Source organism: Lentibacillus sp., assembly GCF_035301675.1.
Classification (GTDB): Bacteria; Bacillota; Bacilli; order Bacillales; family Amphibacillaceae; genus Lentibacillus.
This window is the reverse complement of the sequence record NZ_DATGTT010000022.1, coordinates 1-20,957: the sequence shown is the minus strand read 5'-3', so window position 1 is coordinate 20,957 and position 20,957 is coordinate 1. Positions and strand designations below refer to the sequence as shown.

Sequence of the window (20,957 nt, the reverse complement as noted above, 5' to 3'; positions counted from 1 at the left end):
GGTCCGAGCGGAATACCAAGCAGCATCCATACAACCAGCATGATTGTCCATCCGATAAGGAAGTATATGGAATATGGCAGCATAACGGAAATCATCGTGCCAATTCCCATTTTCTTATCATATTTTTGTGCAAACGCAATGATAATCGCAAAGTATGTCATTAACGGTGTAATAATGTTAGTCGATGAATCCGCTACACGGTAGGCCATCTGTGTCAACTCAGGCGAGTAGCCGAGCTGCATCATAATCGGCACGAAGATTGGTGCCATCATGGCCCATTTAGCGGATGCACTTCCGATAAACAAGTTAATAAATCCGGTTATCAGAACAAACATCAAGATCAGCGGAATTCCCGTCAAATTGATACCGTCAAGGAATTCTGCACCATATACACCAAGCACCATACCCATATTGGACTCATTGAAGTATGCAACAAATTGACCCGCCGTAAAGGCCAGAACGATAAACATTCCCATCGATGCCATTGTATCAGACATTTGTGCTGCAACATCTTTATCATTCCGGATGTTTTTCGTAACCATTCCATAAACAAGGCCTGGTATGAAGAACAAAATCGCAATAATCGGCACTAGCGAATCCATAAACGGCGACTGAATGATCTGGTCCATGTAATTGCCTTCAGTGCCTCGTAATGGTGCATTCTCCGGCAGCACAAGCAACGCTGTCAATACAAGACCGACAATCAATGAAATCGCAGCCCAGATAATTCCTTTCTTTTCAGCTGATTTAAGTCCTTCAAGGCCGTCATCATGTATCGACTCTTCGGCATCTTCACCTTTATATTCGCCCAAACGCGGCACAACGACACGTTCAGTTACCCACGTGCCAATAATCGTCAGCAGGAATACAGAAACTGCAATGAAAAACCAGTTCATCGCAATATTCATCGTTTCGGCATAGGCTGGATCAATCGTTGATGCAGCAGCAATTGTCAATTCACCAAGCATAACGTCTGTCCCGGAAAGTAACAGGTTCGCACTGAAACCGGCGGATACACCGGCAAATGCTGCTGCCAGACCGGCTAAAGGATGTCGTCCCATCGCTGCGAAAATCAGCGCTCCGAGGGGCGGCAAAACAACGTAGCCCGCATCGGATGCCACACTGGACATAACACCGGCAAAAACCAGTCCAAGTGTAATAAAACGTGTCGGCACTGATAATACAAAGCCACGCAACAATGCACTGATCAGCCCGGTACGTTCTGCTACACCAATACCAAGCATCGTGACAAGCACAACACCAAGCGGTGCGAAACCGATGAAGTTATCAGTCATACTTCCAAAAATATACTTTAATCCTTCAGCGTTCAGCAAGTTATTAATTTCCACCATTTTGCCCTCTTCACCCGGGTGTTCAACACTGATTCCCAAAGGCTGCAAAGCGGCGGACAGCACAAGCACAAGTCCGGCTAAAATGGCAAATAATGTAATCGGGTGCGGCAATTTATTCCCCAGCCACTCAACCCCATCCAGAAAGCGCTGAAAGATGCCTTTTCTATGAGTTTCCATTTTAATATTCTCTCCCCTGGTTTGTTTGTTGATAGAATTGAAGTATTGCAAGCGTTTTCCGGCCCACGTTACATTATAAAGTGATTTTTTATTAATTGAAATACAGAAACGATAAGTGGCAATAGTAAAATAGTTAAGAAGTTTTTCTTTAGGAAGAATATTAATATGAGTACTAAAGTGGAAGGTTATGCTAACTATCATTCGAGAATAAAAAAGAATGAGGCTGAGACAAAAGAATAAAAATCAAAGCAAAATCCGAACTATGATTCAAAATCTATCAATTAGATAGCAAATCAGTTCGGATTTTTCTTTTCGCTTTGTTCTACAAGATTGTTGTTTTTGACACAAAATCCTTATAATGCGACGTAGGGACAGGGGTTGATTTTTGCTCCGGGCAGCTGCTTTCCCGTATCAGCTTCGAGGAGCAAAAAAATTCACAAAAAGGCCTTTCTTTTATTGTATAATGAATTTTTACCTAATCCAGCGTTATCTTTCGTCTTTAAAGTTTACGTATTGCTTGTGCCCAAGCTTCCTTTATTCATCAAAACTGTCCGGGTTTTTGCCTGTACGGTCATCCTGATTAAGACTGCTAATCCGCTTCATTTCATCATCCGTCAATTTGAAATCAAAAATATCAGCATTTTCCTTTATCCGGTGTTCATGTGTAGACTTCGGAATTGTAATAACATCATTTTGCACATCCCAGCGCAATATGATCTGTGCAGATGTTTTCCCGTATTTCTCGGCAAGTTCCGCAATCACCGGTTCATCCATCAGCCTCCCCTTTTTTAGCGGGGACCACGCCTCAAGCTGTATGTTCTCCTGTTCGCAAAATGCCTTCAATTCTTCCTGTGTCAGGTGCGGGTGATATTCCACCTGATTGATGACAGGTTTTACGTAGCTGTCATTCATCAGATCCTGCAGATGGTGCACATGAAAATTGCTGACACCAATTGCGCGGACTTTACCTTCCTCATATAATTTTTCCATCGCCTTCCATGTTTCTTTATATTTTCCTTTAACAGGCCAATGAATCAAATATAAGTCGAGATAGTCCAACCCAAGTTTTTCAAGACTTGCCTCAAAAGCCGCGAGTGTATTTTCATAGCCCTGCTGATCATTCCAGACTTTTGATGTAACAAAGATGTCATCCCGTGGCACACCGGATTCCTTTATGCCTTGTCCGACACCTTTTTCATTTTCATAAAACGATGCGGTATCAATGCTTCGATAACCGTTTTTCAAAGCCGCTTTTACAGATTTAACAGTCACATCACCATCTTCTACTTTGTAAACGCCGAGTCCAAATCCCGGCATTTTGACGCCGTTGTTTAAGGTAACCGTATCCTGAAGTTGTTCAATCATGTCGTTTCCCTCCATTACTATGTGGTGTATTAATCATTCGTCCATTATACAAAATTCCCCTTTTGCCAGACAAAAAAACTGATTCCAGATACAGTGATGGTTCAGCCACCATAAATACCGCTTATTGTATACTACTATAAAACCTGCATTCCCAGACAGGAATACAGGTTTAACAGCAGGTTGTTTGGTTTTAACTCCGGTAAATCTACTATGCAATACTGCTGTCGGCATCAGCATATTTTTTCGCATGCCGGTTGCCCAAATAACGCAGCAGGAAGAATTGAATAGCAATACCGGCTATTAATAATATAATACTGCTTCCAACAACGGAATAGAGTAAATATAATACACCGGAAATCCCGGCCGGGACCAGCGCGTATGGCGCCTGGGTGTTGACGTGGGCGATATGATCTGATTCGGCAAATATGGAAGCCATAACCGTTGTATCCGAAATTGGCGATACGTGGTCACCGAATATCGATCCGGCGAAAATAGCCCCAATGGCAATCGGAATAAGTTCTTCCCCGCCAAATGTAAACGCAAGCGGGATAGCAATTGGTGTCAAAATCGACATAGTACCCCATGAAGTACCGGTAGCAAACGAGATGAACATGGCAATGATGAAAATCAGGAATGGCAACAGTGCTGCCGTCATCCACCCTTCCGTGGCACCGACAACAAATTCAGCAGTGCCGAGGTCTGAAGTGACCTTACCGATTGACCACGCAAGCAGGATAATAACCAGTGCCGGGAGCATCGTTCTGATACCGCCGAGCAGCGTATCTTCACATTCCCGCAGGCTCATGCCTTGAAACAATGCCTGGACCAGCCCCATCGCAGTCATGGCGAATGCGCCCCATGACAGTGCAATCGACACATCGGTATTGGCAAGTGCATCCATAATTGAATTGCCCTCTGCACCGCCGCCTGTATACCATAATGCCCAAATACTGACCGAAATAAGTGTAACCAGTGGCAAAACAAAGTTCCAGACACTGCCGTCTTTTTTATAAGGTTCGCCCAAGTCCTGGTCGACCGACGATAGTGGTGTTGAACCCTCCGGAATGAGATGGCCTGTTTTTTGGGCACGTTCTTCGGCTTTAGCCATCGGACCGAAGTCTTTGCCTGCAATAATCATCGGCACAGCCAGCAGACAAAGTATGGCATAGAAATTCCATGGGATCGACTGCAGGAATGCAAAATACGGCTCCAATCCAACGATGCTGATACTGGCAAACGCTCCGGCGATCAGTGATACCTGAAAGCCGATCCAGTCTGAAACAGGCCCAATCGTTGCAATAGGCGCAGCGGTCGAGTCAAGAACATATGATAGTTTTTCCCTTGAGATTTTATGTTTTGCAGAGATATCCTTTGAAGCGTTTCCCACAATGACCGAATTGACATAATCATTGAAGAAAATAATAAGACCCAGAAAATATGATAAAAACTGGACTCGTTTCTTGGTGGTTAATTTCTTTTCAAGTACATTAATCAGTCCCTGTGAGCCCCCGGTCTTAAACATAAATGCAGCCCCGCAGCCAAGCAGTGCCGTCATCACAAGGAAACGTGCGTTCCATGGGTCAATCATAACATCTTTGATCCACGTGAAGGTCACGCCAACCGCAGCAAACGGGTTGCCGCTTGCCACAATCAGACCGCCTACCCAAATACTGATAAACAATGAGAGCAGGACACGCTTTGTAACAATAGCCAATACCACCGCGACAATCGGCGGGATGACAGATAGAAAGTCCATATTCTCTTTCCCCTTTGTCTGTATTGATTTAATTTTCAGATTTCATTCATTGTATACTTATTTATAGATTCTTTCAACTCTTTCTTTCAGACCTGCCAGCACTTCATCAACGATGCTGTCCATCCACCCGGCTATTTCACGTGCAGAAATGGCGTCACCTGCCTGGCTTCCCATGAGGATCACTTCATCACCATCAGCTGCATCCGCAATATGTGTCACATCAATTATCGTTTGATCAAGTGATACTTCACCGATGATTTCAACACGCTTGCCCTGCACAAGCATTTGTCCGTTATTGGAGAGAGCCCGGTGGTAGCCATCACCATGTCCGATTGGTATGACGGCTACTTTTTCATGGCCTTTTGTCACATAGCTGCCTCCGTATCCGACAGGCGTCCCCGGGGGAAGCTCACGCACATGCAGGATACGTGATCTCAGGGACATGACCGGTTTCAGTGGAATCATGTTATCCTGCCGACGTTCGGGAGGATAGCCAAATAAAGCAATGCCCGGCCTGACCATATCGAGATGCATATCCTTTCGTTCAATTGCAATTGTTGACCCTCCGGCGTGCCGAACAGGAAAATGATAGCCATGCTTCTTTAGTTTTTTTATCGTGTCCATAAATAAAGCAAACTGATCTTCAGTTATCTCCCACTCGCCCTCATCAGCACTGGAGAAATGAGTGTAAATCCCCTCCCATTGCAGTCCGGGCAATTCATAACATGACTGGCAAAATTCTATAGCCCGATCCGGATCGATACCAAATCGATGAAGGCCGGTATTGATTTTCAGGTGGGCCGAAACAGTTTTATTCTGTGCCACAGCTTCCTTGCTCAGGGCGCTTGCCAGTTCAAGTGAAGATATTGAAGCAGTCAGATCATATGCAACAGTATCCGCTGCCTGCCAGCTCATGATGGAACTTAAAATGTGAATGGGGACATCAATGCCGTTCGCCCGAAGCTGCGCACCTTCTTCAACCATTGTCACACCAAGACGGTCCGCACCAGCCTGAACGGCTGCTTGCCCGACAGGCACGACGCCGTGTCCGTAGGCATTTGTTTTAATCACAGCCATGAGCCTACTGTTTTGTGCAAAACCCTTTAATGTCCTGACGTTTTCCCGAAATACCCCCAGGTCCACCTCAGCTACAGTCGGACCATAGGCTGTTAATGTTGACGGATGTGACAAAAGACAGCCCCCCTTTAAAGTATCATACACATACGATCTGAGCGGACGACCAGAGGTTCCGCCCCCTCCTGTCAGGCTTTGTTTCTGATACCTTCCTCATACAGTGACCGGAATGACTGCAGGATTTGTTTTGTTATCCTGCCCGGTTTCCCGCTGCCGATTGTTTGATCATCGATTTTTAAAATCGGGATGATATCGAGTTTTGTCGCGGATATAAATACTTCATCTGCATTCAGCAAATCATCGACTGTATACGTTTGTTCATTGACGTTTATATTCAGTTCATCGCACAATTGGATGATTTTTCTTCTGGTGATGCCATTTAAAATATAGTTGTCAGCCGGGTGCGTATACAGTTCACCATCTTTAACCATAAAAACATTCGATGCACTTGCTTCTGTGACGGTATCACCGCGATGTAAAATAGCTTCAACGGCGTTGTTCTCAACTGCTTTTTGTTTGGCCATGACGTTGGGAAGAAGGTTGAGTGTCTTAATGTCACAGCGCAGCCAGCGGATATCCTCTGCAAGAATTGCCGCCCTTCCCTGATCCTCAACATCCGATTCACGTTCTTCCTCACGTGTATAGGCAACTGTTACAGCAGGTGTTTCAGGATTCGGAAAACCATGTTCGCGTGAAGCAATGCCGCGTGAAACCTGCATATATATAATGCCTTCTTCCAGCCCGTTTGCTTCCACAAGCTTTACGAGATTGCTTTTTAATTTTTGGGTTGAATCCGGTAGTGTCAGCCGCAATTCACGAGCACTTCTTTCCAGCCGCTCCATGTGTTCATCCATCATCAGCGGCTCGCCGTCATAGACACCAATAACTTCATAAATGCCATCACCGAACTGATAACCGCGGTCTTCAATATCGACAATGTTATCCCGTTCCATGATCTGGTCATTGTATAACATCTTACTCATATGAATACCTCCTTATATTTAGTACGACTTAACAACTTTCCTCCTCTGAATAGCAGTAAATGATGAGCAACAGTATCTCCGATTAAGTGGAAGATGATTGTCCGTTACATGCCAGAACAACTATTTCGGGATCGCATCAGAATATCTTTCCATGACATCGAGCATTGTTTCTGTATCAACACTGCATCCACTGATGACAACAACAGTCCGGAACCCGGGTTTGATGCGGTTATTTAAAATCGCTCCAATACCGGAAGCTGCCGCACCTTCAACTATCATCCTATGTTTATCGAGCATGAAGGCCATCCCCTGTGCAATTTGGTCATCATCAAGCAGTTGTATATCGTCCACATATTGCTGCACCATCTCAAATGTATAGCGATTGTTCAGTCCAATCCCGCCCAGCAGACTGTCAGCGAGAGTATCCTGCTCTTCCACTGCAACCGGCTTTCCCTGTTGGATACTTTCATACATAGCAGGTCCTCTGTCTGTGGAAACTCCAAGAACCTGAATAGCCGGGTCGGCAGATTTCAAAGCGACCCCCAATCCTGAATGAAGGCCGCCCCCGGAAAGCCCTGCGACAACTGTATCGATATCAGGAAGATCTTCCAGCAATTCAAGCCCGATTGTCCCCTGACCGGCGATGATATGCGGGTCGTCAAATGGATGAACAACCGTGAGACCGTGTTCTTTTTCCAGCTGATAACTGCGCTGTTCTGCCTCATCTTGTGATTCACCATGTATTTCGATTTGAGCACCAGAACTTTTTAATGCATCCACTTTCGCTTTTGGCACCCGGCTGGAGATGCAAATGATTGCTTTCATACCAAGCTGTTTAGCGATGTAAGCAACACTCATCCCATAGTTACCTGTCGAAAATGTTGTCACACCGTGCTCTTGCTCTTCAGGCGACAAACTAAGAATCTTGTTTGCCGCTCCCCTGATTTTGAACGAATTGCTGACATTAAGATTTTCCAATTTTAAATGGATAGGTGCCCCCACATATTCTGAAAGTTTGTCAGAATAGATTAATGGGGATTTAGATAGAATCGGCGAGATGCGCTGCTTTGCTGCCCAGACGTCGTGCTGGGTGACTGATTTTGCTGTCATGCTATACCCCCTTTTGTATCTGCCAAGGGTTATCAATTACGGTTGCGTCGCACAAGCAGGGTGCTTTTTGCACGCATTGTACTCCTTGTTGCGCGAATTTCTGGTGCCCTCGCACGAGATTTGGGTACTGTCACGCGAATTTCCGGTGCTGTCGCGCGAAATTTGGCTGCCGTTGCGCGAATTTCAGTTGCCCCGACATCCTGCTGCCTATTCTGCAACTCCCTTTTCATTCAAAAATCGCCGTGCTGCTTCTGTCAATATAGAAACACCAACCGGCAGGGCATTTTCATCAATATCGAAATGCGGTGTATGCAGATCACGGGTTTGCTCATCACCTAAAGCACAGCCCAGAAAAAACATTGCACCCGGGACCGTTCGGGTCATATGGGCAAAATCCTCGCCTCCTAATCCAAAAGGCTGATCAAGAATTTCAAAATCAGGATAAAGATCTTTTATTGTATGCCTAATTGTTTGATTCACCCCCGCGTCATTATACAGGGCGGGGTCTTCAGGCTTTATCGTTAATTGATAGTCGCCATCCAGCGGTTTGACCACGGAAAAAGCTTTTTCCAATTCATTGTGCAGCAGTTCCCTTACGTCCGGCTGATAACTTCGGACGGTGCCTCTAACATGAACTTCAGAAGGAATCACATTGCTGGCGGATCCGCTTTGAATGCTGCCAACACTTATGACTGCCGATTCAAGCGGAGACACCCGGCGGGCAACAATCCCATGCAGCGCCTGCAGCACCGGACCGAGCATCCAGACCGGATCATTACCCAGATGCGGATAGGCGCCATGTCCGCCGCTTCCAGTAACCACCGCTTCAAAAACATCGACATTTGCCATGCTGTAGCCATCATGAACCTTAACCTCACCCACTTGATCTTCAGGGCTCATGTGAAGCGCAAGCACATAATCAGCATCCTCCAAAGCGCCCGCTTCAATCATATAAGGCGCCCCTGTCGATCCATAAGCATTTGCCATTTCCTCGGCGGGTTGGAACAGAAATTTTACCGTACCTTTCATTTCGCCAATTTGAAACAAATCGCCAATTAAGCTGGCAACACCCAATCCGATTGCCGAATGGGCATCATGGCCGCATGCATGCATAACACCGTCATGGACCGACTTATAATGGAATTGATTCTCTTCCTGGATCGGCAGGGCGTCCATATCCGCCCGAACTGCAACCGTCGGACCGGTTCCGGATGAGAGCGTTCCTACTACAGCTGTAGAATAGCCCATTTCAGTCTCCACCTGCATGTCTGGGATCTTTTTCAGAGCTTCAGCAATAAAACGTGACGTTTTCACTTCCTCAAAACTTAATTCCGGAAATTTATGAAAATACTGCCGCCACTCTGTTAACTGTTCAAACATCCTCTGTGCCCTTGTTTGAATATCGTTAAATGTCAGAGACAATTTAATCCCCCCTGCCGCGTCATCTATTAAACAATTGAATCAGATGAGATGGAATCGGCTATTTTGCCGATTCCAATTGTTTCATTCGATATTTTGTTCTGCAGTCACATCAGCTGACAGAAGCAATCGCTGTAATTTCTACATCTGTTTCAAGGAGCTGGCTGCCAATTGTTATACGTGCCGGTTTTACTTCCATATCCCCGAAATAAGATTCATAGACTTTGTTGAATTCCCGGACCGTTTCTTCATTCAAATTGGATAAATGACAGGTCACATAGACCAGATCTGACAAGCCGGCATTCTTTTCTGCCAGTATATTATTGATATTATCCAGACTGGCAGCAGTTTGTTGCGCAATCGAAGCACCGGGAGATTCATCGTTAGGCTTCAGGCCATCCTGACCGGAAACAAAGATAAACGATTCGGTCTTTACGCCCTGTGAATAAGGGCCGCCCGGCTTCGGAGCGTTCAACGTTTCGATGACCTCTTTCACATGGCAACAGTCCTTTCTGCGGTTTTAACCCATGCCAATCGCAACATATTGTGATTCAACAAATTCCTCTATGCCTTCGTGACCGCCTTCTCTGCCGATACCGCTTTCTTTCATGCCGCCGAACGGTACTTGTGCAGCAGAAGGGCCACCCTCATTCCAGCCGACAATTCCAAAATCGAGTTTTTCAATCAATTGATAGCCGCGGGCAACATTGCTCGTAAACACATATGCCGCTAATCCATACGGCGTATCATTTGATAATTTGACCGCTTCTTCGTCAGATGAGATTTTCTCAACAGGTGTTACAGGACCGAATGTTTCTTCCTGCATGACCACCATCGATTGATTGACATCTTTAAGGACAGTTGGCTGGTAAAATAGACCGTCATTATCCGTAACGGCTTCCCCGCCGGTCGTAATAGCTGCACCCTTGGAAGTAGCGTCCTCGACATGGCGCTTGACTTTATCCAAACCATCCTGATTGATCAATGGACCAATATCATTGGCTTCATCAGTGCCGTCACCGACTTTCAATTCGTTTACAGCCTTTGTCAGCTTCTCAACATATTCATCGTAGACGCCTTCCTGCACATAAATCCGGTTGGCACAAATACATGTCTGACCGGCATTTCTAAACTTGGATGCTACCGTGCCTTTTACAGCCAGGTCAACATCTGCATCATCAAGAACGACAAGCGGCGCATGACCGCCAAGTTCCAGTGACAATTTTTTCACCTGATCGGCGCTTTGACGGATCAGTGTCTTGCCGACTTCGGTAGATCCGGTGAATGTCACTTTGCGGACCTTGCTATTTTCCATAACGACTTTGGCAATTTTAGAGGAAGACCCTGTCACAAGGTTGACGACCCCTTTTGGAAAACCGGCCTGTTCACACAGCTCCATCAGTTTAACCGCAGTCAGCGGGCTTTCGCTGGATGGTTTCATGATAAATGTACAGCCGGATGCAAGTGCCGGACCCATCTTACGAGTCAGCATGGCCACCGGAAAATTCCACGGTGTAATCGCTGCCGCAACACCGACAGGCTTTTTCCAAACTTGCAGGCGTTTTCCTGCTGCATGTGTCGGAATGATCTCACCATCGACACGCTTGCCTTCTTCTGCAAACCACTCAATAAAGGATGCTGCGTATTTGACTTCTCCCCTTGATTCATTAATCGGTTTGCCCATTTCAATGGTCATCATTTGAGCAAGATCTTCCTGATTTTCCAGCATCAGCTGATTCAATTTTTTAAGGTAACCCGCACGGTCGTGGGCCGTCAGTTCAGACCATGACTCGAATGCCTCATATGCTGCATCCACGGCTTGTTCCGCTTCCTTCTCGCCGCCGTTCGGAACTGTTCCGACCATCTCGCCGTTTGCCGGATTAACTACATTAAGCGTATCAAGTTCGCTGCCAACCCATTCACCATTAATACTCATTAGATAGTTATCTGTTTTTACTGCCATTTATACGTCACTCCCATCTAAAAAATTAGCAGGCTATGATTCTTATACTTTAGCACCAACAACAGCAGCTTCGATAGCCTCTTCAAGAATATCCAGACCTTCCTCAAGCTGTTCATCTGTGATCACAAGCGGCATCAAGAGACGGACCACGTTATCATAGACACCGGCTTTCAGTGCAATCAAACCGCGCTCACGTGCTTCCTTTAACACCCGGGGAGCCAATTCTTTATCCGGTTCTTTGCTGTTACGGTCCTTAACAAACTCCAGTGCGCACATGGCACCAAGTCCGCGATAGTCACCTATTTCATCAAAACGGCCATACATTTTACTGAATTTACCCATAACCTTTTCACCGATGTCCACCGCACGATCATTCAGTTTTTCGTTTTCCATAATTTCAAGCACTGCCAGACCTGCACGACAGCCAAGCGGGCTTCCACAATATGTGCCGCCCAATTCACCGGATCCAGCGCCATCCATGACTTCTTTTCGGCCGATAACACCGCTGATCGGCAATCCGGCAGCCATCGATTTGGAAACTGTAACCAAGTCCGGTTCTACCCCGTAATGTTCCATCGCAAAGTATTTTCCGGTACGTCCAAAGCCTGTCTGGATTTCGTCTGCGATAAACAAGATGCCATGCTGCTTGCATAATTCATATACCCCTTGAACGAATTTTTTATTCGGGATAATAAAACCGCTTTCGCCTTGAACCGGTTCCATAATGAACGCAGCAACCTGGCTCGGATCCACTTCCGTAATAAAGAAATTTTCCACTTGTTTCAAGAGATACTCTGCATAATTGTCTTCGTCCATTGACTCCGGACGCCGGTAATTGTACGGAAATGGCGCATGATATATTTCAGGGGCAAATGGACCGTACTCAAATTTATACGGCTTCACTTTGCCTGTCATCGACATGGTCATCAATGTACGTCCGTGAAACCCGCCGGTAAATGAAACGACAGCCTGACGTTTTGTATATTTACGAGCAACCTTGATGGCATTTTCGTTTGCCTCCGCCCCGCTGTTCAGAAACATGACTTTCTTATCAAAACTGCCCGGTGCAAGTTCAGCGAGTTTCTCCGCGAATTGAATGTACGGATCATACATCATGACATTGAAACCGGTATGAATATACTTGTCGACCTGATCCTGTAAAGCGCTTACAACAGCATCATGGCTGTGACCGACATTATTGACACCGATGGCACCAGCAAAATCAATAAACTCGTTGCCGTCAACATCTTTCAGCAGTGCACCTTTTGCTGACTCCACAAATGTTGGTGCACCGTAGCTGACACCGTCCGGAACCACATTGTGCCTCCGCTCAAGCAATTCCTTCGCCTTTGGACCTGGCAGTTCGGTTTTGACATTAGCAAATTGCCTATTCATATAGTAGACCTCCTCATATTTTTATATCATTATTTTGCCCAAGCAGCTTTGTCTCGACATATTCAATGTGCTCCCTGACTCTTCCATTCACTGTATGCACATCGTTTGAGACTAATGCTTCAAGCAATTGCGTGTGTTCATCATAAAATGCCTGAGGGCTTGAATAGTACCTGTCAAGATGCATAAGAAATGTCCTGATTTGCACTTGAAGGGAATCATAGATCTTTATAATTCTTGCATTCCCGCAAAGACCCACAACATAACTATGAAATTGCATATCAAGATCGAACAATCCATTCCAGTCCTTTTCATCTGCCCTAAGTTTCATCCACCCCACGATTTCCTCCAATTTTTGTATGTGCTCAGCCTCAAGCCGCGGCATCGCTTGCATAAATGCATGTGATTCGACCAATGTGCGTAGTTCAATCATTTCGTTGACATCCTTGTCGGTGAAATCAGCGACATAAGTTCCTTTTCTCGCCTGACTGACGACGAGCTCTTCACTTTCCAGAATTTTAAGAGCCTCTCTGATGGTACTGCGGCTGACATCATAATGTTCCGCAAACTCTGTCTCCAGCAGCCGCTCACCAAACTGAATTTCTTCGTTCCATATTTTCTGCTTCAGCTGGTCCGAAATCAGCTCGCTTAATGGTTTTTGCATAATAACGCTATTATTAGGCTGCAAAACCACATGCCCCTTTCTGTAAATGTCTAATTGTTTTATGTCGATTGTCGACAAAGAACATCTTACCTTCATCTTAAGTTAGACTGATGTCATTGTCAACTGAATTTTTTATCAATTTCAAATTCATTGACTTGAAGTTCATTTGCGTCTATTTTTAAAGAAAGGCTCTTTTTGTAAAATTTGTTGCTCTTTAAGCCTGGTAATTGATATAAACTGCTCGGGTGGCTGATGAGCCTCCCCCCGTTTTTCCTGCGCTGACATGGCGTTGATTACTGCTGAGGACAGTTGACTCCTGCGGGAAAAGCAACTGCCTGAAGCGGAAATCACCCCTGACACTATGTCGCAGTTTATGTATCTAGCGTTAATATCAGCAAGCTTTTAGAAAACAGCCTTAGAAAGAGCCTATACGACAGTGCGAAATGGAGGTAGTCAATTTGAAGAAAAAAATCGTTGCGTATAATCGTGTGGAACAACCGGTTTTGGATGACTTAAAAGAAAAATATGACGTTCGTTTTTTTAAAAACGTCGACACAAAAAATGATCCGGAATTTCTGGGGCATTTAAGTGAATCTGAAGGAATCATCGGACTCGGCACACCAATAGACGCCGAACTGCTGGACAATGCACCGAACCTGAAAATTATCAGCAATGTGTCTGTCGGCTACAATAACCTAGACCTGGGCGAAATGAACAAACGAAATATTATGGGCACCAATACACCCGGCATCCTGACCGATACGGTAGCAGATGCGGTGTTCGGCATTCTGGCTGCTACAGCCAGACGCATCCCGGAATTGGACCATTTTGTCAAGAATGGCGAATGGCAGGCAGAAGCAATTGGAGAGGAATGCTATGGCATTAATATCCATCATAAAACACTTGGCATTATTGGCATGGGACGGATCGGCAAAGCCATCGCGCAGCGTGGCCATTTCGGTTTTGACATGGATATTCTATACCACAGCCGCAATCGCAAACCTGACGCCGAGAAAACATTCGATGCCGGATACCGGGAGCTTGATGCATTACTTGAGGAATCCGATTATGTTGTTATGATCACCCCGCTGACACCGGAAACCGAGGGTATGATTGGAAAGCGTGAATTTCAAAAGATGAAGAGTTCAGCTATTTTCATCAACGGCTCCCGCGGCAAAACAGTGGTGGAGCAGGATCTGATTGAAGCACTCGAGAACGGTGAGATCGCCTCTGCCGGTCTTGACGTATATGAACAAGAACCAGTCGCCTCTGATAATCCGCTATTAACCATGAAAAATGTGGTGACCACACCACATATCGGATCATCCACACACGAGACAGAGCTGAGTATGTCAAAACTCGCCGGAGAAAACCTTGAAGCTGGTCTTAGGGGAGAAAGGCCGCCAAACCTCGTTAACCCTGAAGCCTTCAATGAAAATGAATAATGATTAAAACGGAGGCTGAGACAAAAGTAATGAATCAAAGAAAAATCCGAACGATGGTTCAAAATTCTTCAGTTAGATTTTGAATCAGTTCGGATTGTTCTTTTTATAATATAATTCGTTTCCAACTAAACCAGCGAAGCATTTTTCCGCAGCGATGGTTAAGATTTCCCCATACATTTCACTTAAATATTCCAGTTATCATTCGTCTTTAATGTTAAATGTTTTAGCTATGTCCCAGCCCCTTTTCTAACAATCAGTGGGGAAAACCATCCCGCTGATTGAAGTTTCCCTTTACTTAACCTCAGGCCAGCCGGATATTCGGCTTTACCATCAGTTCGCGAGGAAAATCAGCGAGAATTTCAACACCTGTTTCGGTTACCCGGAACGATTCGCTGATTTCAACGCCCATATTTTCCATCCAAATTCCAGGTATCAGATGAAATGTCATGTTCGGCTCGAGAACAGTACGATCCTGAGGTCTCAGACTTGCTGTATGCTCGCCCCAGTCCGGCGGATAATTGAGTCCCACTGAATAGCCCATCCGGGATTCTTTTTTGATGCCGCTTTTTTCAATTACACTGCGCCAGACGCTTTCAAGTTCTTCACAGGTAATGCCCGGTTTGACCGAATCCAGCGTTGTGTTAATCCCTTCAAGTACGACATCGGACACATATTCCATCTGCTCTGAAGGTCTGCCGATCACGGCTGTCCTTGCCAGCGGTGAATGATAGCGCCGGAAACAGCCGGCCAATTCGATAATGACCGGATCACCCTGCTGGAATCTGTCATCTGTCCAGGTCAAATGCGATGCGGACGTCTTTTCACCTGTCGGAAGCAACGGAACAATTGACGGGTAGTCACCGCCAAAATCCTCTGTACCGCTTATTTGTGCGTGTGATATTTCGGCAACAACATCACATTCCCTAACTCCTTCTTCTATTGTATCAAATGCGACCTGCATCGCTTTCTCAGAAATTCTGGCAGCCTGTTTAAGATATGAAATCTCCCTGTCGGATTTGATAATGCGCACCCAATTGACCATATTCGTACCGTCTTTAAAAGTGGCATTCGGCAATCCTTTCGTTAATTGCATATAGCTTTTTGCCGTAAAATAGTAAGCATCCATTTCCACGGCAATTGTTTTATGATCACAGTTTTTTTCTCTCAGAAGATCGGTTATAAAGTCCATTGGATGCCTGACTGACGATTGAACATAATGGTCACCATAAGGGATGATGTGGTCTTCGTCAAGCCATGTGGTATAGAGGGCAGCATTCGCATCCTGATCACGGCCAATCCAGACTGGCTGATCATCATCAATGATAACAATGAGCATTTGGTGAACATAAAATGACCATGCATCATAACCGGTCAAATAGTTCATATTAGCCGGGTCCGTCACCATCAGCAGATCGACCCCGGCATCAGCCATCCGCCGCTTTGTTTGGTTAATCCGTTCATGAAACTCTGAAATCGGAAATGTTAGCACAGATATCCCCTCCCCCATCGTACTTGCTAAAAATAAATGAGAACGCTTACTTATCAGATTTATTATGGTGTGCTTACTTCTGTGATGTACTGATAATGCCTGGCTGAAAAAAGCTGTGTTTAAAAGGGTAATACTAGTACAATTGGACTACTTTGTCGATTGTCGACAATTGGTTTCTTAATTACATTATATTCAGTAAATTTTAAAGTGTCAATTATTAGTTCAACATTTTGAAATATTACAGCGGGATGAAATGTTTAATAAGTCGTAAATCACCGCTCTAAGCAACAATCTGTTTCCATAACGGGATAGAAACCTATTTTCCGGTTCCCAAAAATAAAGAATCGGAAACACTGTCTCCTTTCCGAGAGCATTGTTTCCGTTCTTGAACAATCACTTGGTTATCCTTAAATGACGCGATCAATCTCATTTTCCATATGTTTATCTGCATATTCCTTACCGTATTTTGACAGCGATACTTTATACAAGACAAAGCCTAATATAATCCAAAGGCCAACAATTGCCCATTCATACGGCCAGATAAGCGCTGACGGCATACCGGGCATATACAGGATAGCAACACCGATCGACATGACAATGGCAATCCAGCCGATTATCGTACCTCCTGTGAGTTTGAATGGACGTTTCATTTCTGGATTCTTTTTACGCAAAATGATGAATGAAATGGCTACCATCAGCCATGCCACAACAAGTCCGAGTCCACCCGCATTCACCAACCATTCAAGAGCCGGACGGCCCAATAACGGTGCAGCAGTGGACAAAACAGCAATCAATAGGATCGCTTTATGGGGTGTATTGTATTTTGGGTGCAGATCCCCCAATGATTTTGGCAGCATGCCTGCTCTGGCAAGGGCATATATCGCACGACTGCCGCCTACATAAAACCCGAACCAGCTTGTTAAAATACCTCCAATCCCCCCAAGGACAAGGATATTTCCCATCATGCGACTGTCACCGAACGCTTTGGCCATTGCATCTGCTGTCACCAGATTTGATTCACTAAGTTCACTTGGGTTCAGCATCCGGGACACACCGAAAATAACAGCAATATACCAAAGTACAGCGAGCAGAACTGATGCAATCAGCAATTGTCCGATTTTCCTCTGGGACAGATTAATTTCTTCAGACGCCTGAGGAATGACATCAAAGCCGACGAACATAAAAGGCGTCATAATAACCACTGACAAAAGTCCAGCTGCTCCTTGATCAAATAAAGGTTCCATATTTTGGACATTGCCGCTGACCGTGCTTCCTGTAATCAACATGACACCAGCACCTAGAATGAGCATTGTCAGAACAAACGTGATAGCAGATGTAAGCTTAATTCCACGGTAATTCACCCATGCAACGAGCACAGAACCAACCATACCTATCCCTGCCCAGGTAATCGTGACATCCCAGCCCGCTATTGTATACAAATAACCCTGGGTGTAATTCGGAATCAGGTATTCAAACACTGTTGGCAATGCGACCGCTTCAAAGGCGACAACCGATACATACCCCAGTATAATTGCCCATGTTGTGACAAAGGAAGCGGTTCTTCCCATCGACTTAAATGTAAATACAAATTCACCGCCGGCCAGTGGAAGCGCTGATGCTAATTCAGCATATGTCAGCCCGACAACCACAACAAGAAATCCGCCAATTAAAAATGCCAGAATAGCTCCAAGCGAGCCCGCCTCGGTTATCCATAAGCCGGTGGTTACAACCCAGCCCCAGCCGATCATGGCACCAAATGCAAGCGCAATCACATCCCTATTCCCCAAAATCTTTAAAAACTTCTGTTCACTCATTTCTCTCCCTCCTTGACAATCATGATTTAAAGTATAAGTTTGAGTTACGTGTCTAATTTTTTATCACATTGCAGAACGCACGCTGCTGCTGAACAATATCAGCGGTACTATCGCGCAAAACTTGCCGCTTTCCGCGCGAACTGTCTTCTAAAAAACCAGCTGCTTCCGCATCGCCGAAACAGCATCATGAAATTTTTCCACCATTTGCTTGACTTCAGATCGGTTGATTACAATTGGCGGTGCAAAACAAATAATATCTGTCCCGTCAAATCTGACCGGACGGCAAATTACACCCCGTTGGAATAACGCTTCGATAACTTTCGGTGCTGCCTGCAAATCAGGTGAAAAGTTCTGATTCGAATCAGGATCCTGCATTAGCTCTACTGCCCCTAAAAGCCCTACAGATCTGACATCACCGATAATATCCAAATCCGCTTTTATCTGCTGAAAGCCTTTTAACATCTCTTCACCCATATTTCTGGCATTCTCTACAAGATCTTCCTGTTCGATAATGTCAATATTTTCGAGCGCCACAGATGCTGCTGTTGGATGACCGCTATAAGTAAACCCATGGAATAATGTGCCGGCTGATTTTTCCTTCAGCACCTCATGGATATGATCTGAGACAATGACACCTCCAAGCGGCAGGTAACCACTTGTCACCCCTTTGGCAAATGTCATCAAGTCAGGCGTGACACCCCAGTTTTCCAGCCCGAACATTTTGCCTGTCCGGCCAAAACCTGTAATCACCTCATCCGCAATGAATAAAATACCGTATTCATCACACAACGCACGCACTTTCTGCAAATAATCCTCAGGAGGAATCAATACCCCGCCTGCCCCTTGGATCGGTTCTGCCATAACAGCCGCTACCTTTTCGGCGCCTTCCGCTTCAATCGTCAGTCGCAATGATTTGATAGCTTTTTCTGTTCCCGTTCCATATGGTGTATCGGCATGTGTAAAATCTGTCACCATATGTCCGGCCATTCCCCAGAATTCTGGAATTCCTGTTGCACTTGTCGACGCCGCTGCCACACCATGGTATGCCCGTTTCAGTCCAATGATTTTTCTGCGATCAGGCTGACCTTGTATTTTCCAATAATGACGGGTAAGTTTAATGGCCGAGTCATTGGATTCGGAACCGCCGGATGTGAAGAAAACAGCATTTAATCCGGACGGGGCGATAGATGCAATCTTCTCAGCGAGCCGAATGGCAGGTTCGTGACTGAATGTGGAAAAGGCAGAACTGAATGCCAGCTTTTCCATTTGCTGTGCGGCTGCATCCGCCAGTTCTTTCCGGCCATGTCCGATATTGACATTCCATAAAGATGACATCGCATCCATGTATGCGTTTCCATTATTGTCAGTTAAAAAAATCCCGTCACCCTTTTCCATAATCACTTTCGGGCCATTTTCCTGCTGCTGCTGGATTGATGAAGTCGGGTGAATAAAATGCTTTTTGTCGAGTTCGCTTAAATTTTTCATTTCAATCCTCCTATTTCGAAATAAAAAACCAGCTATATGAAACAGGTATATGCTTCATACACCCGTTAATATAACTGGTTTAAATCTAAGTCACTGCTTTGCTTCATCAGCAAAGTCAATTAGATTTGGCAGTTAATTAGCTATTTGAGTATTAACTAATATATCAAAATATTCCCAAGGATTCAACGAAAAAGTTAGTGAAGATCATAAAAATTGACCTGCATCACAGAAAAAATAGCCAGCTTAAATTATACTGAAAATAAGGATAAATTTTTACTCTGGATGTGAACCATTATGAAGAAAATTGCATTTATCACGATAATTTTAACGATTGAATTGTTATCCTATCTCATGCAGGCTGATTGGGGATCAGAGAAATTTACAGATACACTGGCAGTTGATCCGGGGAATATAACGAAGCTCAAGCTATCCATGCCGGACGACAGCAATTACACAACAACCACCGATTCGGAGAAAATAGAGGAATTCATGCAATATTTCAAGAGTAAAGACTATAAGCGAATTCGGGGTGATGAACCCGCCGAACTTCCAATGAGTGCCAGCATGATTTATCTGTATGAAAATGAGAAAACCGATTTTTTGGTCGTCTTCGGTGACAAAGTGTTAATCAGTTATAAGTACTATGAAATAAAAGGTGATATGATTGATATGGCATTCCTCAGAGAATTTCAGCAATCGGCCAAATAGGATGATACTCGTAAACAATTCAAAAATATGACATGTTTTAATTGAAAGTAATTTTCATTAGACGCTATAATAGTAGCAGGTCAGTATGTTGAAGGAGATGATTTCAAATGGCTAAAGTTCTGGTCTTGTACGCAAGTCTGACAGGAAGTACAGAAATAATGGCAGAATCCATGACCGAACACTTGAAAGAAAACGGACATGAGGTGGCACATAATTCGTTTGACCTCGATCCAATTGATGTATCGCGCCTGGAGGAATTTGACAGCATCCTATTTGGATCGTATTCGTGGGATGACGACATTCCGTTCGAGGTAGAAGATTTTTATTTCGATATGGACGAAATTGATCTCACCGGCAAAACAGTTGGTGTATTCGGATCATGTGACACCTATTACGATATATATGGACCGGCGATTGACACACTTGCTGCTAAAGCAAAAGAACGGGGCGCAACCGTATACGAAGAAAAGTTTAAATTTGAGCTCGAGCCTGATGACAAAGACATCGAATACGGCAAATCGCTTGCAGACGCCGTGTTGAATCTTGAAACCTAATAAACCTAAGAAAAACCGGGCAAAGTGCGGCCCGGTCCTTTTCTTCCTAACTTCGTTAGAGGATGTCCGATAATCTGTATTCCTGTCCATGTATACCTTTATAATATGCTGGATACATCTCTCCTCCGCATTGTTCACAGTTAAATC

The 20,957-nt window shown here is 44.8% G+C and carries 17 protein-coding genes; 3 read left to right on the top strand and 14 right to left on the bottom strand.

Features of this window, described 5'->3' with window-relative positions:
* The 11 genes from VK097_RS03940 to VK097_RS03890 all read right to left on the bottom strand — a co-directional run.
* On the bottom strand, nucleotides 1-1,529 hold a 1,529-nt coding region (locus VK097_RS03940; RefSeq protein ID WP_324210502.1), incomplete at its 3' end, for an AbgT family transporter.
* A 534-nt stretch (nucleotides 1,530-2,063) separates the two neighbouring features.
* The gene (locus VK097_RS03935; RefSeq protein WP_324210501.1) at nucleotides 2,064-2,894 is read right to left on the bottom strand and encodes an aldo/keto reductase; all 831 of its coding nucleotides are present in this window, start codon (nucleotides 2,892-2,894) and stop codon (nucleotides 2,064-2,066) included.
* A 208-nt stretch (nucleotides 2,895-3,102) separates the two neighbouring features.
* Entirely contained in the window at nucleotides 3,103-4,650 is a 1,548-nt protein-coding gene (locus VK097_RS03930) for a Na+/H+ antiporter NhaC family protein (RefSeq protein ID WP_324210500.1), read from the bottom strand.
* A gap of 57 nt (nucleotides 4,651-4,707) precedes the next feature.
* Nucleotides 4,708-5,841: an alanine racemase gene (gene alr / locus VK097_RS03925; RefSeq protein ID WP_324210499.1), complete on the bottom strand. Its 1,134-nt coding sequence runs from the start codon at nucleotides 5,839-5,841 to the stop codon at nucleotides 4,708-4,710.
* Nucleotides 5,842-5,912: 71 nt separating this feature from the next.
* Nucleotides 5,913-6,767 carry a D-amino-acid transaminase gene (dat, locus tag VK097_RS03920; RefSeq protein ID WP_324210498.1) on the bottom strand — a complete coding sequence of 285 codons (855 nt, stop codon included), beginning with the start codon at nucleotides 6,765-6,767 and terminating at the stop codon, nucleotides 5,913-5,915.
* Nucleotides 6,768-6,887: 120 nt separating this feature from the next.
* Nucleotides 6,888-7,877: a hydroxyectoine utilization dehydratase EutB gene (eutB, locus tag VK097_RS03915; protein ID WP_324210497.1), complete on the bottom strand. Its 990-nt coding sequence runs from the start codon at nucleotides 7,875-7,877 to the stop codon at nucleotides 6,888-6,890.
* 207 nt (nucleotides 7,878-8,084) lie between these two features.
* Nucleotides 8,085-9,299: a M20 metallopeptidase family protein gene (locus VK097_RS03910; protein ID WP_324210496.1), complete on the bottom strand. Its 1,215-nt coding sequence runs from the start codon at nucleotides 9,297-9,299 to the stop codon at nucleotides 8,085-8,087.
* Between the two features lie 109 nt (nucleotides 9,300-9,408).
* A complete protein-coding gene (locus tag VK097_RS03905; RefSeq protein ID WP_324210495.1) occupies nucleotides 9,409-9,792 on the bottom strand; it encodes a RidA family protein in 384 nt (127 codons plus the stop codon).
* Nucleotides 9,793-9,816: 24 nt separating this feature from the next.
* Nucleotides 9,817-11,259: an NAD-dependent succinate-semialdehyde dehydrogenase gene (locus tag VK097_RS03900; protein WP_324210494.1), complete on the bottom strand. Its 1,443-nt coding sequence runs from the start codon at nucleotides 11,257-11,259 to the stop codon at nucleotides 9,817-9,819.
* Nucleotides 11,260-11,301: 42 nt separating this feature from the next.
* Nucleotides 11,302-12,654, bottom strand: coding sequence for a 4-aminobutyrate--2-oxoglutarate transaminase (gene gabT, locus VK097_RS03895; RefSeq protein ID WP_324210493.1), 1,353 nt, complete (start codon nucleotides 12,652-12,654; stop codon nucleotides 11,302-11,304).
* 13 nt (nucleotides 12,655-12,667) lie between these two features.
* The gene (locus VK097_RS03890; RefSeq protein WP_324210492.1) at nucleotides 12,668-13,339 is read right to left on the bottom strand and encodes a GntR family transcriptional regulator; all 672 of its coding nucleotides are present in this window, start codon (nucleotides 13,337-13,339) and stop codon (nucleotides 12,668-12,670) included.
* Nucleotides 13,340-13,773: 434 nt separating this feature from the next.
* Here VK097_RS03890 and VK097_RS03885 point away from each other — a divergent pair, with 434 nt between their 5' ends.
* A complete protein-coding gene (locus VK097_RS03885) occupies nucleotides 13,774-14,760 on the top strand; it encodes a 2-hydroxyacid dehydrogenase (RefSeq protein WP_324210491.1) in 987 nt (328 codons plus the stop codon).
* Between the two features lie 301 nt (nucleotides 14,761-15,061).
* Here the strand turns inward: VK097_RS03885 and VK097_RS03880 are convergent, their stop codons facing one another.
* The 3 genes from VK097_RS03880 to VK097_RS03870 all read right to left on the bottom strand — a co-directional run bounded on the left by VK097_RS03880 (nucleotide 15,062) and on the right by VK097_RS03870 (nucleotide 19,548).
* Complete coding sequence (locus VK097_RS03880; RefSeq protein ID WP_324210490.1) at nucleotides 15,062-16,249, bottom strand: M24 family metallopeptidase; 1,188 nt, start codon at nucleotides 16,247-16,249, stop codon at nucleotides 15,062-15,064.
* Nucleotides 16,250-16,656: 407 nt separating this feature from the next.
* Nucleotides 16,657-18,063, bottom strand: coding sequence for an APC family permease (locus VK097_RS03875; RefSeq protein WP_324210489.1), 1,407 nt, complete (start codon nucleotides 18,061-18,063; stop codon nucleotides 16,657-16,659).
* A gap of 147 nt (nucleotides 18,064-18,210) precedes the next feature.
* Nucleotides 18,211-19,548, bottom strand: a complete 1,338-nt coding sequence (locus VK097_RS03870) for an aminotransferase family protein (RefSeq protein ID WP_324210488.1) — start codon at nucleotides 19,546-19,548, stop codon at nucleotides 18,211-18,213.
* 294 nt (nucleotides 19,549-19,842) lie between these two features.
* Between VK097_RS03870 and VK097_RS03865 the strand changes: the two genes are divergently transcribed.
* On the top strand, nucleotides 19,843-20,256 hold the full coding sequence (locus tag VK097_RS03865; protein ID WP_324210487.1) for a hypothetical protein: 414 nt from the start codon (nucleotides 19,843-19,845) through the stop codon (nucleotides 20,254-20,256).
* A 107-nt stretch (nucleotides 20,257-20,363) separates the two neighbouring features.
* On the top strand, nucleotides 20,364-20,810 hold the full coding sequence (locus VK097_RS03860) for a flavodoxin domain-containing protein (RefSeq protein WP_324210486.1): 447 nt from the start codon (nucleotides 20,364-20,366) through the stop codon (nucleotides 20,808-20,810).
* The last annotated feature ends 147 nt before the right edge of the window (nucleotides 20,811-20,957 follow it).